Genomic DNA, 13,777 nt, shown 5'->3' on the forward strand with positions numbered 1-13,777 from the left:
GAGGAAGATGGCTAAGACGGTCACGATAGAGGCAAACGCAAATGACGCGACGCTCGTCGTCGACTTCGACGTGTTTTCGTACATGCTCGATATCGGCGAGGCGATGCTCACGTCCGGCGCCGACGTTCACACCGTCGAACACACGCTTGCACGTATGGGAAGGGCCTACGGCGCCTACAAGATGAACGTGCTCGTCATCACGGCCGTCATCATCGTGACCATCACGCTGCCGGGTGATGTTGAGAAGACGATGTCCCGACGCATCGCCAACGAGGGCTCGACCAACTTCGATCGTCTGGAGGCCCTGAGCAAGTTGTGCGAGGAGTGCTGCCAGACGCCCTTGCCGGCCCAGGAGCTTCGCAGGAGGCTCGACCGCATCAAGGGCAAGCCCTTCCCGAAGCTGTCACTGTATCTGGGTGGTGCGCTATCGGCCGGTGGGTTTGCCATCTTTTTTGGTGGCACCATTCTCGATGGCATTATGTCGGCCCTCATCGCGCTGTTCGTGTGCGCTGCGCTCAAGTATTTCCGTCCTATCACGCCCAATACGATCGTCTTCAATTTCGCGACCTCGCTTGTCACTGGCCTGATCATCTGCCTTGTCGCCAGGTTCGTCTCGCACATGTCCATCGACATGGCGATTATCGGCGTGATCATGCTCTTGATTCCCGGCGTTGCCATCACGAACGCGACGCGTGACATGCTATCGGGCGACACCATATCCGGCGTCATGCGTTTTATCGAGAGCCTGCTTTGGGCCACGTCCCTCGCGCTCGGCTTCATGGCCGCGCTTTGGATAGCGTCGTTGGTATAGGAGTGGCGGATGGATTACCCCTTTCCCATAATGCTTCTCGTCACGCTCGTCGCGTCGCTCGGCTTCGCGCTGTTCTTCAATGTGAACAAGCGCCGTATCATCCCCGCAACTCTTGGCGGCGTGTTCACGTGGGCAATCTACTATGCGCTCTCCCTGCACATCGAGGGCGTCTTCATTCCCGTCGTGATTGCGAGCATCTTTGCAGCCGTGTTTGCCGAGACGATGTCGCGCATCACCCACACGCCCGTGACCGGTTTCTTCATCATCTCGGTCATCCCGCTTATTCCAGGACGCGCCTTGTATTACACGATGTATAACGCGGTGAGCGGGAATCTATCCGCATGCGGGGAGTTCGGCATCATGACCATGCTGTATGCGGGAGGCATAGCCGTTGGCATCTGCGTCGTCACTGCCGTGGTGCAGACCTGGGACGTGTGGGCTGCCGACAAGGCCAAGCGCCTCGCGAGGATGGTGAGGAAGCAGGCGCGTCGCAAGGCCTGAGAGCCTATAATGGGCGCTGCACGTCATGCGATTGCCCATGTCTTCGTGTAGGGAGCCGCCATGCGCTATACCAAGCCGCAACACCAGACGCCGTCGGTCATGAACTGCCCCATGCTGCAAATTGTCACGGGCTGCACGCACAACAAATGCCATTTCTGCGATATCTTCCGTGATGTTGAGTTTCGGGTGTCTCCGCGCGAGGAAATCGTCGAGGACCTCGAAGAGCTCGCGAAGACCATACGCCCCAACCAGCATCGCATCAACCTCACGGGCGGCAATCCATATGCGCTCTCGGCGCAGCGCCTCGTGCCCATCCTCGAACTCATCAAGGAGAAGCTTCCGAGCATCACGAGCTTCGGTGGTTTTTGCCGCATTGCCGATATCCAGAACAAGAGCGATGAAGACCTCAAGCTGCTCGCTTCGCATGGCGTCGACGACTTGAGCATCGGTGCCGAGAGCGGCTATGACCCGGCGCTCGCGTTCATGGAGAAGGGGCATACGGCGGCAGATGTTGCCGAGCAGGGCAAACGGCTGCATGATGCCGGCATCGACTTCACGTACTTCTACCTCACGGGCATGGCCGGCGCTGGCAAGGGGCAGGAAAACGCCGTTGCAAGTGCCAAGGTCTTTAGCGAGGCGGCTCCGGGTCACATCCTCGTCGTGACCATTACGCCGACGGCGACCTGGCCACTTGCCGATGACATAGCGGCGGGCAGGTGGGCACCGCCTGACGAAATCGAGATGATCGAGGAAATACGCACCTTCATCGAGAACCTCGACTGCAAGACGTACGTCAATTGCTCGCACGACACCGATATCGTGCGTTTCGAGGGCCTCGTGCCCAAAGACCAGGAGAACATGCTCAAGCTCATCGACGATCGCCTTCCCAAGGTCAATCCGGCTGCGGCGCGCAAGATGCGCGAGTTCATCCACAAGGCGACGTTCTAGGAAGGGAAAAGACGTGGAGATATCCCAGGGCTACGTGGAGAGTGCGGCGCTTGCGAGCATACCGCCCGTTGACGGCTGCTCTTTCACGCTGCTGCGACCTGCAGATACGCCTGATGACGCGCGAGGCGATGCGTATCTCGCGCAAATCGATGCGATGGGCAATCGCGAGGTCATCGCCTTTATCGACATGTCATGCGGCGTGGCATATCGTTGCGACTGCATGGCAAGTGACGCGTGTCCTAACCCGCGCGATGCGGGCGACGAGCCGCTCGTCAAGCTCGTGGGGGATATCGCGGGTGATACGGGCCAGCTTGTCATCAAGCAGCCCGAGGGTCATTGGCGACGCTACAGTCGTTGGGATCGCTTGCCCAAACCGCCCGCCACGCAGCCCCATGCCGTGGTGCGTACCCTGCCGCAGTGCGGATGCGGTGGCTATCTGGGCGCACCCATGATGTTTGACTCCTTCGAGGAGATGCTCGCGTATTTCTTCGTCGTTTTCTCGGATGTGCAGGCCGTCAATGACAAACATGCCGCCATACTCAACGGCGACACCTGCTGTTCCATCTAGACGAGCACGTCGACGATTGGTGCTACCATCTCGAAGAAGATAATGGACGCGTGGAGGGGAAAGGACGAACATGAGCGAACTCGTGCGCTTTTCCGTGGCAATGCCCGAGGACTTGATGGATGAGCTCGACCGGTACACGGCGCGCCGTGGCATCGCAAAGAATCGCTCCGAGGCCATCCGTGACCTCGTGCGTGGCGCTCTTATCGAGGAGGAGGTCGAGGATCCGGAGTCGAGCATCTTTGGCACGCTCACCATGGTCTTCAACCATCATTCCAACGATCTGCGCGATAAACTCGATGCCATCCAACACGAGCATGTCGATGAGATCGTCTCGACCGTCCACGTGCACCTCGATGAGGAGAACTGTCTCGAGGTGGTGCTCATGCGCGGACAGAGCAAGGTAATTCGTTCAATTGCCGATGCGCTGCTCGGCACCAAGGGCGTACTGCATGGCAAGCTCGTCGTGACGACAACCGATGCCGCCCAGATGCATAGCCACGGTCATACCCATGGTCATGAGCATGGGGAGCACGCGCATACGCATTAGGCGCTTGGAGTATCGTCCTTCGAGGTCTTGGTGGGTTCGGGCTTCTCGTCCTTCTCGGCTGTCTGGGTAGATTCAGGCTTCTCGTCTGCCGTCTTGGCAGGCTCGCTCTCGTCGTCATCCTCAAACATCTTGTCGACGCGGTTCTGGAAGCTTTCGACCTTGTCGAGCACCGTATCCTTGTCGATGTGGTTGAGATCGACATCGCTGCCTGCTGCCTTGGCGCCATTCTCGATGCCCTTTTTGGCGGCCTTGCCTGTCTCCTTCACCTGCTTGTTGAGTTTCTTGAAGAGGACAGGGCCAAAGAGGATGCACACGATTGCCAAAATGATGAGCAATTCGGGAAGACCGAGGCCGAATATTCTCATGACAGGTTCCAAACTCTTGATGCTTGCGAAGTGGGACACATGATACCCCAAGCCGCTTGCATCGGACATCGATACCGCAGAATGCCCATTTTCTGCACGTTCGGTGCGATAAGATAGGTTCAGTATTGTGAACGGATTCACACGGCGACAGGGAAGGACCTCATCATGCCGGGATTGCCATTCGGGGCTGCACAGTCATACGACGTGCCGCATGAGCTGCGCACGTACGAGCATGTGCAGGGTATCGAGTTCATCGAAGTCGATCCTGATCTGCCCTTCCCGCGCTCGGCGGCATATCGCAAGACGGCCGACGGGGCGCAGATGCTCATTCGCCGCGGTGCACCCGAGATTGCCCAGGTCGATCTTGCCGCTGACGAGGCGCGCTCCCTCATAGCGGCGCTTGATGCGGCGGGGCTTTTCACATGGCAGCGCGTGTACAAACCCGCGCAGGGGCCCTTTGTGAATGTCGTGACCGAGTGGCGTGTTGAGGTCGACTTCGACGAGCCCATCGCAAAACGCAGCTCCACGTTTCGTTCCGAAGGTGCCGACGAGTTTCCGGATTCCTTCGATTCCGTCGTCAGCCTGCTCCTTTCCCAAGCTCCGGGAGACGATGATGTCTAGGAAGAAGGAGACGAAGACGAACGCCATGCGCATTCTCGATGCCGCGCATGTCGATCATGTCGTTCATGTGGTCGATGCGACGGGGGAGGATACGGGTGTCGATATCGCGCTGCGCGCGGGGGAGGATCCCGACCATGTCTTCAAGACGCTCGTCACGCAGGGTAAGAGCGGTGAGTATCTCGTCTTCATGATTCCGGTTGCCGCCGAGCTCGACCTCAAGAAGGCGGCACGGGCCGCAGGGGAGAAGTCGGTGGCTATGGTGCGCTCGCGCGAACTCTTCGATTTGACGGGCTACGTGCATGGCGGATGCAGCCCCTTGGGAATGAAGAAGTTCTTCCGCACCTTTATCGACGAGACCTGCGTCCTTTTCGATACGATCATGTTCTCGGGCGGGCGCATTGGCACACAGATTGAGATGAGCTTCGATGACCTCGCAAAAACCATAGAAATCGAAGCCGTCGATCTGGTCGTCTGATACCCTTTATTCTCTCGTGAAGTGTATACTGGTCGTACCTGGTTCAACAGATTATCCAGAGAGAGGAGCAGTCATGGAAGAGATCAAATTCTATCGCTGCGATATTTGCGGAAACATCATCACCAAGATTATCGACGGAGGTCCGATTCCCTTCTGCTGTGGTCAGAAGATGACCGAGCTCATCGCCGACAGTTCAGATGGTGCAGCCGAGAAGCACGTTCCCGTCATCGAGATTGACGGCGAGGTCGTGACGGTCAAGGTGGGCGAGGCGCCTCATCCCATGATCGAGGAGCACTACATCCAGTGGATTTGCCTGCACACCGAGAAGGGCGTGCAGTTCGTGCACCTTAATCCGGGCGATGCCCCCGAGGCCGTTTTCACGGTTGCGCCCGACGATGCGGTCATCGAGGCGTTTGATTACTGCAACATCCACGGTCTGTGGGTTTCCAGGCTGTAGCTTCTACTTTTGTCATTTCGAGCGGAGTGAGCGAAGCGAACGAAGTCGAGAAATCTCTCGCAAGACGCCAAGGGCCCTCGCCAAAGCGGCGGTACGGCAGACAGACGACGGGCGACCGGAGCATCCCGGCGCCCGTCTCTCTTTGCACGACTCTTTCCCGTGCTCTTGTCATTCTTTTGTGAATTGTCTGCAAGAGCCTCATAAGCTGGTAGAATGGCCGCGTCGGTACGTATGGGCTGAGGTGGGCACGTGGTCGAAGAGCATGTGGGCAAGAAGCGCCGCAAAGAAGTGCGCCAGGCCATTACCATGAGCGATGAGCTGAGAAAGATTCTTCTCCTTATCGTGTGCGTCACTATTCTCGCTTGCGTTATCATCGCCGTTCTCTTTCTCATCGCATTCACGGGTGTTGTTGAGCTTCCCTCGTTCGTGAGCAACACCGTGCCACTTATCATCCTCGTCGTTTTCATGATCTTTGTCGCTCCCAAGGTGAACAAATACTGGACTTTGCGCGATGCATACAAGGCCCATCTCGAGCGTTACAACATCAGCAAGGCTGACATGAACGCTCTCAAGGATAACCAGCTCTAGACCCCTTGTTCCGCAGCCTGCTCTTTCACCACACGCCTTCATGCCGACAGGGTGTTTGGGTCCCCACAGGTGTCCCAAAAAAGAGTACAATGCGCCTACACAAGCATGACAAAAGGTGTAGGAACCCACATGTCAAAATACACGCAGGGACAACACGCGATTCCGCGTTATCCCAAGGGAAGGCACGCCATTGAGCGTTTCCCATTGGGAGCGCATGGTGTTTCGCATCCCTGTACCTGGTACATCAAGCGCGAAGCCTCCAAGCGTTCCATGCCTGCCGTTGCGCTCTTGCTCACGACGAGCCTGGGTGCGGGAACCGTAGGCGTTCCCCTGCGTGCGATTGCGGACGAGTCTTCCGAGGCCCCCGTCGTACATACGGTCGAGCGCAGTGCTGACAACACGCTGCTCGTCTTCGACGAGTGCTCTGGTCTGCTTGTCGATGTGCTGACGGGCAAAGCCTATGACCCGGTTACGATGGACCTCGTCGAGCCTGAGGGCGAGTTCAAGGACCTGTATCCGCTGCTGGGGCAGATTGTCGATGATCTCGACATTTCCGAGCTCGATCCGGCCGAGCTTCTTGCCATCCTGGAGTCGCTTGATGCGACCGAGTCCCCCGATGCGGGTCAGGAGCCTGGCGCGGATACGCCGGCCGATGCTCCTGATGCGGTGCTTCCGCCGAGCGAGCAGCCGCCTGCCGCTGATGTTGTCACCCCTGGTGACGGTGTCGAATCTCCCGGTCAGGAGCCCACGGATGCCGTGCAGCAGACCGAGCAGCCCGCTGCGCCTGATCCAGGCCCACAGGATTCGACCCCCATCGACCAATACACCTCACCTGACGCCACGACTTCGGCGCCGGTCATTGCCGATGATGGCTCGACGCTTGCGACGACTCTGACCGACTTGCAAGTTGCCACGCGTTTGCTCAATGCTGGCTGGACACCCGAGATGGCTGCCGCTGCGATTGGCAACATGTTTGCGGAGTCCGGCTCGAATGCCGCTTCCTTCTGCGACATGAGTGGCATGTTCCACTACGGCTATGAGGTCGCAGGCGGTTTGTTCCAGTGGACCGATGCCGGCTCATCCACGGCCGAGCTTTCCTGCGCGGGTTTCACGGGGCTCAGGCAGTTTGCCGAGCAGCGCGGCCTCGAGTGGACCGATGTCAACGTGCAGACCGACTACTTCCTGCAAACCTGGCGTGACAGCTGGGGCGAGCGTCAGACCTACTATGACGCTGCGTATCCCGAGTACGCCGCCATCGATGTCTCCCTTGGGCTCTTCGACGAGACCATCGGAGGCGATTTCGACGGTGACGGCATCGTGGATGCGTGGGATGACGATATCGACGGTGACGGCATCCTCAATGCGGATGATCCTGTCACCATGCGTGTCGTGGACGGATCGGTCGTGCGCGGCAAGGTCGCCGACGCGTCGCGCATCCTTCCGATGCAGACGCCTGTCGAGCGCACGGAGGATGAGGCTCGTCATCATGTCGAGGAGCTCACCTTTGCGTTTATGGCGGGCTATGAGGGGCCAGCTGCAAGTGTCGCCCATCTTGACCGCCGTGTAACGCATGCCCTGCGCATGTATCCTGCCATTCTCGCGCTCGACAAGTCACGCGAGATGGGCGTCATGGATACGAAGGCGGGCATGGTCGTTGCCAGTGCCGAAGCCATGCTGGGCGGCACCTACGTGTGGGCTGCCGAGTCTCCTGCGACGAAGACCTTTGATTGCTCCGGCTTGACCAAGTGGTGCTATTCGCTTGCGGGCATCGATCTCGCGCACTATTCCGAGTCCCAGTACGTGCAGGCGAGCAGTGTCCGCAGCGTTGCCGAGGCAACTCCCGGTGACATTCTGTGGAAGCCCGGCCATGTGGGCATCTACATCGGCAACGGGCGTTGCGTCGAGGCGAAGGGCGTGAGGTACGGTATCGTCTACGGTGATGCCGCGTCGTTTGCCGCCGCGCTGCACTTTGACGCCCTCGACGAGGTCGCGCAATAATCCCAAACCAACAAGGGTATTCCGTTCGTTTGCCGTATAATGGCAGGCGTTTTGTCATACGCGATGCAAATAGATGGGCACTCGTCTTGCCCTTGGAGCCAATATGGAGTTTCTAGCAAGTTTTTTTGCGCCGCTCGCAACTGTCGATGGATGGGGCGAGGTCGTTGTTCTCATGTTCCTGGAGCTGGCCCTCGGCGTCGACAATCTCGTCTTCATTGCAATCACCTCTGATCGCCTCCCGGAAAACAAGCAGCACATAGGGCGCAGGCTCGGCTTGGCTGCGGCCATGGTCATGCGCTGCATTTTGCTGTGCGCCGTGGTCTGGATCATGTCCATTAACGTCGTCGTGTTCACGCTGCCCTTTGGCATCGAAGGTGACCACACCGACTTCACCGTGCACAGCCTCGTGTTTCTTCTTGGCGGTGCGTATCTCATCTTCAAGGGCATCAGCGAGCTGCATGAATCCTTTCATGCCGCCAAGCATGCTCCGACGTCCGAGCACACGGCGCCGCAGCCGCGCAAGACAATCGGGCTTGGCCAGGCCGTGTTCACCATCATGATCATGGATATCGTCTTCTCGCTTGACTCGGTCATTACCGCCGCGGGCTTATCCGGCCAGATCATCGTCATGATCATCGCGGTCATCGGCGCCGTGCTCATCATGATCATCTTTGCCGACCCCATCAGCGACTTCATCAATCGCAACTTCGAGATAAAGATTGTCGCGCTCGCCTTCATCGTACTCGTGGGCTGCGAGCTCGTGCTCGAGTCCTTCCATATCGAGTACATCGTCGGGGCTCCTTTGAGCACCTTGCTCTACGCGATGATGATCTTCGGTTTCATCGTCTCGCTTCTCACGATGAAGCAGCGTCATGTGCGCGAGCGCGCCATATCTGATAATGCAGGGCACGAGGGGGATTTGGTTGAGTAAGTACGTGACGACGCAAGCGCAACTCGAGGAGCTGGCACGCGAGCTCGAAGGCTCGGAACTGCTCGCCATCGATACCGAGTTCATGCGCGAGAAAACCTACTACGCGAAGCTCTGCCTGCTGCAGCTGAACAATGGGAAGGTCTCCGCGCTTGTCGATCCTCTTGCGGTCCATGATCTCTCGCCGCTCGTCCCCATTCTCACCGACGAGAACTGCGTGAAGATTTTCCATGCGGGTACGCAGGATATTGCGATTCTCTATCACGAGACGGGGGTCACGCCCTCTCCGGTCTTCGATACGCAGGTCGCCGCCTCGCTTCTGGGTTATCCGCTCCAGGTTGGCTACGGGCCGCTCGTGCGCTCGGTCTGCGATGTGAAGCTCGCGAAGGCCGATAGCTACACCGATTGGTCACGTCGTCCGCTTACGAACAGTCAGATCAAATATGCCCTTGACGATGTCATTTACCTGCCGAGCGTATACGAGCACCTGCGTGACGAGCTCATCGAGAAAGGTCGTCTTACCTGGTGCGAGCGAGACTTCACCGCGCTTGCCGCCCCGGAAAGCTACGATGTCAATCCGCGTGAGTGCTGGCATCGGATCAAGCGCGTCTCCTCGCTTTCGCGCGGTCAGCTTTCCATCGCACGCGAACTTGCCGCTTGGCGCGAGACCGAGGCACAGCATCGCAACTTGTCCCGCAAGTGGGTGCTTGCCGACGAGGCGGTCGTGGAAATCTCCCGCAAAGCGCCCAAGACGAGGGAGGCGCTTTTCGAGGTTCGCGGCCTGGCAAACAAGCTCAACGGCCGCGACGTCAAGCACATCCTCGAGGCGGTCGCTCGTGGCAAGGAGATGCCTCAGGACCAGTGGCCCAAGCTCGAGCGCAATCCCAAGGGCGATGTCGAGGCAGACGGCGCCGTCGAGCTGCTTTCCTCGTTGCTCGAGGTGCGCGCCAAGCAACATGGCGTCGCAGCGCCTCTCATCGCGACGCACTCCGACCTCTCGAAGCTCGTGCGCGGACATCGTGAGGGCTTGGCGCTCATGGAGGGATGGCGTTACGACATCGCAGGTTGTGAGCTCATCGACCTGCTCGAAGGCCGTCTCTCGTTGTACCTGTGCGATGGGGCAATCGAGGTCGCACGGCGCTAGGCGCATCCACATCGGAACGAAACGGTTACCCTCGGCAGGCTTCGCACTGCTATGATGAATGCGTCCCCTGATTTTTGGAGGTACCCATGTCTTCCTGGTTTCTCTTGATCATCGTTACGATGGCGCTTGGCTTCGGTACGCAGGCATATATCAACTCGTCGTATCGCAAATATGCTTCCGTTCCCAACGAGTCTGGTCTCACGGGCGCGCAGATCGCTCGCCGTATGCTTGACGATAACGGCTTGCAGCACGTGCAAGTGCGTCCCGTCGCCGGCTCGCTGAGCGATCACTATGACCCCCGCACGCAGGTCGTCAGCCTCTCCGAGGGCGTATATGACCAGGCTTCCGTCTCGGCCATGGCCATCGCCTGCCATGAATGCGGCCATGCGGTGCAGCACGCCCGCGGTTATGCCGCCATGAAGGTGCGCTCCGCACTCGTCCCCATAGCCAACTTCGGCTCGAGCGTGTGGCTCATCCTGCTGCTCATCGGCATCTTCCTCAACATGATGCAGCTCTTCTGGCTGGGTATCATCTTCTATGCGTTCGCGGTGCTCTTCCAGATCGTCACGCTGCCCGTCGAGTTCAATGCCTCGCGTCGTGCCCTTGCCTACATCACGGGTTCGAGTTCGGGTGCTGTCACGGCATCTACGCAGGCGCTGGCCATTCCGGGCGATGCCACGGCCGATGGTGCCCGTACGGTTCTCAGGGCGGCGGCGCTCACCTACGTGGCCGCGGCTCTCACGAGCGTTCTGCAGCTCCTGTACTTCCTCGGCATGGTACGTGGAGACTAGCGGTGTGCGTTTTCATGTCACACCCGACGCGTATCATGACTGCACAGATGTAAGAGCGTGAAGGTGGGTGTGATGGAAGATTCGGAGCAAAGCTCTGCATATACCGTGACGCAGGCCATGAACGCGGCCAAGCGCGGGCTCGAGAAGATTCGCCTTACCGTCATCGGCGAGGTTTCGGAATTCAATGACAAGCCCGGTTATAAGGCCGCGTACTTCACCGTGCACGATGACGACTGCTCCATGCCCTGTCTCATGTGGCGCGATCGCTACAACGCATCGGGCGTCACGTTGCAGGCGGGTATGCTCGTCGAGCTCACGGGTAACTTCTCCTGCTATCCCGCCAAGGGCCGCCTTCAGTTCTCGGTAGCTTCCATGCAGGTGGCAGGGGAGGGCAAGCTGCGCATGCAGGTCGCCCAGCTTGCTCGCAAGCTCGAGGCAGAAGGCCTCATGGACGCGAGCCGCAAGCGCCGCGTACCTCCACTGCCGCAACGCATTGCCGTCGTCACTTCGCCACGCGGCAAGGCTGTGCACGATGTCATTCGCACGCTGCGGCGCCGCTATCCACTCGGAGAGCTGCTCATCTGCGGCGTGCCCGTCGAGGGCCAGGATGCCCCTGCGCGCATCATTCAGGGTCTTGAGGCAGCCTGCGCGGCCACACCTGCGCCCGATGTCATCCTGCTCGTGCGTGGTGGTGGTTCCTACGAGGATCTCATGCCCTTCAACGACGAGTCCCTCGCGCGCGCCGTCGCGGCGTCTCCCATCCCCGTCGTTACGGGTATCGGGCATGAGCCAGACAATTCGATTTGCGACATGGTCTCAGATCGCCGCTGCTCCACGCCCACGGCGGCAGCGGAGGCCATCGCGCTTTCCACCGAGGAGCTTTCCAACAAGCTGGCAAACGCCCAGGATGCCCTGCGTCGCTCCGTAGAGAACTACATGCAAGTGCAACAAGCGCAGCTTGACCGTTTGCTTGACCGTCCGCTTTGGCACGATACCCACTACCTCACCGGCTCGTATTTCCAGACGCTTGATGCCATGGAAGAGCGCCTGCTGCGCGCCATCCCCGATGCGCTTCGGGCAGATGCCCATGCGCTCGAGCTACTCAAGGGCCGGCTGCTCAATCTCGGCCCGCATCTCTGTGACGGCTTCGGGCGCGACATCGCCCTCTGCGCGACAAAGCTCGATGCGCTCTCGCCGCTCAAGACCTTGAGCCGTGGATACTCCATCACCTATGCCGCCGATGGCCATTCCATCGTAGATAGCGTGCAGCACGTCAACGACGGCGATCATATTCAGGTCCAAGTCCAGGACGGGCGGCTTGCCTGCACCGTCAATGCGATAGAAAGGGAAGCGCATGTCTGAGGAAGTCACGGCAACAGAGGTCGGCAACCTGAGCTTCAAGGAGGGCCTTGAGGAGCTCGCCGCCATCGTTCGCTCGCTCGAGAGCAATCAAATCGAGCTCGAGCAGAGCATCGAGAGCTACGAGCGCGGCGTGGCGCTGCTTGCGTCGCTGCAGAAGCGCCTCAACGAGGCCCAGCAAAAGGTCACGGTGCTGATGGGCGAGCTCGAGCCCGAGAACGACGACAGCATCGACACGACGCTTAGCTAGAAGCGGACAGGGCGTGACAGTGGGGACGGGGCTTCTGTCACATCCATGGATGTGACAGAAGCCCCGTCCCCACTGTCACGCCCAACTGCGCATGAGCCGCTTGCGGCATCATGCATATACGGCATCTTCGTGATATGAGAGAATACAGAATACGTATTTTTAAGGTTATGGCGTAAAGAGGATGCCGATGTACGTTCTGGTGATCAATGCGGGTAGTTCATCCCTCAAGTACCAAATCATCGATTCCGAAACCGAAGAGCTCGTGACACGCGGCCTGTGCGAGAAGGTCGGGTATTCCGATGCCTTCGTGCAGCATTGGAACAAGAACGACAAGCGCGTTTTCGAAGAGCCGATGGAGAACCATCTCGTCGCCGTCAAGATGGTGCTCGACGTGCTCGCCAAGGACCCTGACTCTGGTATCGACAGCCTCGATCAGATCGGTGCCGTTGGCCATCGCATCGTGCATGGTGGCGAGAAGTTCAGCGAGTCGGTGCTCGTCGACGACCAGGTTGTCGCCGACATCGAGCTTTGCTCCGAGCTTGCCCCGTTGCACAATCCGCCGGCGGTGCAATGCATTCGCGCCTGCCGCGAGATCATGCCCGATGTTCCGCATGTCTGCGTATTCGATACGGCGTTTCACCAGACTATGCCGCCACGTGCGTACATGTATGCCATTCCGTACGAGTTCTACGAGCAGTTCGGCATCAGAAAATACGGCGCGCATGGCACCTCGCATCGCTACCTTGTTCAGCGTGCTTCCGAGATGCTCGGCGAGCAGCCCGAGGATCTTAAGCTCATCACCTGCCATTTGGGTGGCGGTTGTTCGGTGACTGCTGTCGATCACGGCATGTCAGTCGACACCTCGATGGGATTCACCCCGCTTGGCGGCATCGTCATGGGTACGCGTAGCGGCGACATCGATCCTTCCATCGTCACCTACCTGATGGAGCAGGAGGGCTACACCCCCAACGAGATTATCACGATTCTCAATCGCCAGTCGGGTCTCTACGGCATCAGCGGCATCTCGGCCGATATGCGCGACATTGACGCGGCGACCAAATCCGGCCTCAAGCGTGCGGCTCTCGCATACGACATGTTCGCCAACTCCGCCAAGAAGATGATCGGTTCGTACATGGCCGAGATGGGCGGCGTCGATGCCATTGTCTTCTCCGGTGGCGTGGGTGAGAACTCCGAGCGCATGCGTCGCATGATCTTAGGCGGTATGGAGCCACTCGGCATCGTCCTCGACTACGAGGCTAACAAGGTCATGGGCGAGGAGCGCATCATCAGCGATGAACGCTCTCCGGTCAAGATCCTCGTTATCCCCACCAACGAGGAGCTCATGATCGCGCGTGACGCCGTCCGTCTTGCAAACGAGGCTAACGCGGCTGCATAAGGCGCTCCTTGTTTTGCTTCATATTGCATA

At 59.1% G+C, this 13,777-nt stretch carries 17 protein-coding genes; 16 read left to right on the top strand and 1 reads right to left on the bottom strand.

Annotated features, from left to right (window positions below):
• Window positions 1-7: 7 nt before the first annotated feature.
• The 5 genes from DBY20_02405 (at window position 8) to DBY20_02425 (ending at window position 3,375) form a co-directional block, all read left to right on the top strand.
• Window positions 8-811, top strand: coding sequence for a threonine/serine exporter (locus tag DBY20_02405; protein ID PWL79611.1), 804 nt, complete (start codon window positions 8-10; stop codon window positions 809-811).
• A gap of 9 nt (window positions 812-820) precedes the next feature.
• Window positions 821-1,312, top strand: a complete 492-nt coding sequence (locus DBY20_02410; GenBank protein ID PWL79612.1) for a hypothetical protein — start codon at window positions 821-823, stop codon at window positions 1,310-1,312.
• A gap of 60 nt (window positions 1,313-1,372) precedes the next feature.
• Complete coding sequence (locus tag DBY20_02415; GenBank protein PWL79613.1) at window positions 1,373-2,260, top strand: hypothetical protein; 888 nt, start codon at window positions 1,373-1,375, stop codon at window positions 2,258-2,260.
• Window positions 2,261-2,273: 13 nt separating this feature from the next.
• Window positions 2,274-2,828 (top strand): hypothetical protein, encoded by a 555-nt coding sequence (locus tag DBY20_02420; protein PWL79614.1) that lies wholly within the window; start codon window positions 2,274-2,276, stop codon window positions 2,826-2,828.
• Between the two features lie 70 nt (window positions 2,829-2,898).
• Window positions 2,899-3,375 (top strand): nickel-responsive transcriptional regulator NikR, encoded by a 477-nt coding sequence (locus tag DBY20_02425; GenBank protein ID PWL79615.1) that lies wholly within the window; start codon window positions 2,899-2,901, stop codon window positions 3,373-3,375.
• Here the strand turns inward: DBY20_02425 and DBY20_02430 are convergent.
• Complete coding sequence (locus DBY20_02430; protein ID PWL79616.1) at window positions 3,372-3,809, bottom strand: hypothetical protein; 438 nt, start codon at window positions 3,807-3,809, stop codon at window positions 3,372-3,374. The genes DBY20_02425 and DBY20_02430 overlap by 4 nt on opposite strands.
• Window positions 3,810-3,905: 96 nt before the next feature.
• Between DBY20_02430 and DBY20_02435 the strand changes: the two genes are divergently transcribed.
• The 11 genes from DBY20_02435 to DBY20_02485 all read left to right on the top strand — a co-directional run bounded on the left by DBY20_02435 (window position 3,906) and on the right by DBY20_02485 (window position 13,747).
• A complete protein-coding gene (locus DBY20_02435) occupies window positions 3,906-4,361 on the top strand; it encodes a hypothetical protein (protein PWL79617.1) in 456 nt (151 codons plus the stop codon).
• Entirely contained in the window at window positions 4,354-4,836 is a 483-nt protein-coding gene (ybaK, locus tag DBY20_02440; GenBank protein ID PWL79618.1) for a Cys-tRNA(Pro) deacylase, read from the top strand. Before DBY20_02435 ends, ybaK begins: the two co-directional genes overlap by 8 nt.
• Window positions 4,837-4,909: 73 nt before the next feature.
• On the top strand, window positions 4,910-5,293 hold the full coding sequence (locus tag DBY20_02445; protein PWL79619.1) for a desulfoferrodoxin: 384 nt from the start codon (window positions 4,910-4,912) through the stop codon (window positions 5,291-5,293).
• Window positions 5,294-5,542: 249 nt separating this feature from the next.
• The gene (locus tag DBY20_02450) at window positions 5,543-5,881 is read left to right on the top strand and encodes a hypothetical protein (GenBank protein ID PWL79620.1); all 339 of its coding nucleotides are present in this window, start codon (window positions 5,543-5,545) and stop codon (window positions 5,879-5,881) included.
• Between the two features lie 105 nt (window positions 5,882-5,986).
• Window positions 5,987-7,879 (top strand): hypothetical protein, encoded by a 1,893-nt coding sequence (locus DBY20_02455; GenBank protein PWL79621.1) that lies wholly within the window; start codon window positions 5,987-5,989, stop codon window positions 7,877-7,879.
• 73 nt (window positions 7,880-7,952) lie between these two features.
• Window positions 7,953-8,810, top strand: coding sequence for a TerC family protein (locus DBY20_02460; protein PWL79622.1), 858 nt, complete (start codon window positions 7,953-7,955; stop codon window positions 8,808-8,810).
• Window positions 8,779-9,951: a ribonuclease D gene (gene rnd / locus DBY20_02465; GenBank protein PWL79623.1), complete on the top strand. Its 1,173-nt coding sequence runs from the start codon at window positions 8,779-8,781 to the stop codon at window positions 9,949-9,951. The genes DBY20_02460 and rnd overlap by 32 nt, the downstream gene beginning before the upstream one ends.
• 86 nt (window positions 9,952-10,037) lie before the next feature.
• Window positions 10,038-10,742: a peptidase gene (locus DBY20_02470; GenBank protein ID PWL79624.1), complete on the top strand. Its 705-nt coding sequence runs from the start codon at window positions 10,038-10,040 to the stop codon at window positions 10,740-10,742.
• A 72-nt stretch (window positions 10,743-10,814) separates the two neighbouring features.
• Window positions 10,815-12,104 (top strand): exodeoxyribonuclease VII large subunit, encoded by a 1,290-nt coding sequence (xseA, locus tag DBY20_02475; GenBank protein ID PWL79625.1) that lies wholly within the window; start codon window positions 10,815-10,817, stop codon window positions 12,102-12,104.
• The gene (gene xseB / locus DBY20_02480; protein PWL79626.1) at window positions 12,097-12,351 is read left to right on the top strand and encodes an exodeoxyribonuclease VII small subunit; all 255 of its coding nucleotides are present in this window, start codon (window positions 12,097-12,099) and stop codon (window positions 12,349-12,351) included. The genes xseA and xseB overlap by 8 nt, the downstream gene beginning before the upstream one ends.
• A 187-nt stretch (window positions 12,352-12,538) precedes the next feature.
• Window positions 12,539-13,747 (top strand): acetate kinase, encoded by a 1,209-nt coding sequence (locus DBY20_02485; protein ID PWL79627.1) that lies wholly within the window; start codon window positions 12,539-12,541, stop codon window positions 13,745-13,747.
• Window positions 13,748-13,777 lie beyond the last annotated feature (30 nt).

It is taken from the genome of Coriobacteriia bacterium, assembly GCA_003149935.1.
Classification (GTDB): domain Bacteria; phylum Actinomycetota; class Coriobacteriia; order Coriobacteriales; family QAMH01; genus QAMH01.

Excerpts from the sequence above, each read along its gene's own strand:
- DBY20_02470 (PWL79624.1), top strand. The coding sequence starts at position 10,038 with ATGTCTTCCTGGTTTCTCTTGATCATCGTTACGATGGCGCTTGGCTTC.
- xseA (PWL79625.1), top strand. The coding sequence starts at position 10,815 with ATGGAAGATTCGGAGCAAAGCTCTGCATATACCGTGACGCAGGCCATG.
- DBY20_02430 (PWL79616.1), bottom strand. The coding sequence starts at position 3,809 with ATGTCCGATGCAAGCGGCTTGGGGTATCATGTGTCCCACTTCGCAAGC.
- DBY20_02445 (PWL79619.1), top strand. The coding sequence starts at position 4,910 with ATGGAAGAGATCAAATTCTATCGCTGCGATATTTGCGGAAACATCATC.
- DBY20_02415 (PWL79613.1), top strand. The coding sequence starts at position 1,373 with ATGCGCTATACCAAGCCGCAACACCAGACGCCGTCGGTCATGAACTGC.
- DBY20_02405 (PWL79611.1), top strand. The coding sequence starts at position 8 with ATGGCTAAGACGGTCACGATAGAGGCAAACGCAAATGACGCGACGCTC.
- DBY20_02460 (PWL79622.1), top strand. The coding sequence starts at position 7,953 with ATGGGCACTCGTCTTGCCCTTGGAGCCAATATGGAGTTTCTAGCAAGT.
- DBY20_02425 (PWL79615.1), top strand. The coding sequence starts at position 2,899 with ATGAGCGAACTCGTGCGCTTTTCCGTGGCAATGCCCGAGGACTTGATG.
- DBY20_02485 (PWL79627.1), top strand. The coding sequence starts at position 12,539 with ATGTACGTTCTGGTGATCAATGCGGGTAGTTCATCCCTCAAGTACCAA.
- ybaK (PWL79618.1), top strand. The coding sequence starts at position 4,354 with ATGTCTAGGAAGAAGGAGACGAAGACGAACGCCATGCGCATTCTCGAT.
- DBY20_02410 (PWL79612.1), top strand. The coding sequence starts at position 821 with ATGGATTACCCCTTTCCCATAATGCTTCTCGTCACGCTCGTCGCGTCG.
- xseB (PWL79626.1), top strand. The coding sequence starts at position 12,097 with ATGTCTGAGGAAGTCACGGCAACAGAGGTCGGCAACCTGAGCTTCAAG.
- rnd (PWL79623.1), top strand. The coding sequence starts at position 8,779 with ATGCAGGGCACGAGGGGGATTTGGTTGAGTAAGTACGTGACGACGCAA.
- DBY20_02435 (PWL79617.1), top strand. The coding sequence starts at position 3,906 with ATGCCGGGATTGCCATTCGGGGCTGCACAGTCATACGACGTGCCGCAT.
- DBY20_02455 (PWL79621.1), top strand. The coding sequence starts at position 5,987 with ATGACAAAAGGTGTAGGAACCCACATGTCAAAATACACGCAGGGACAA.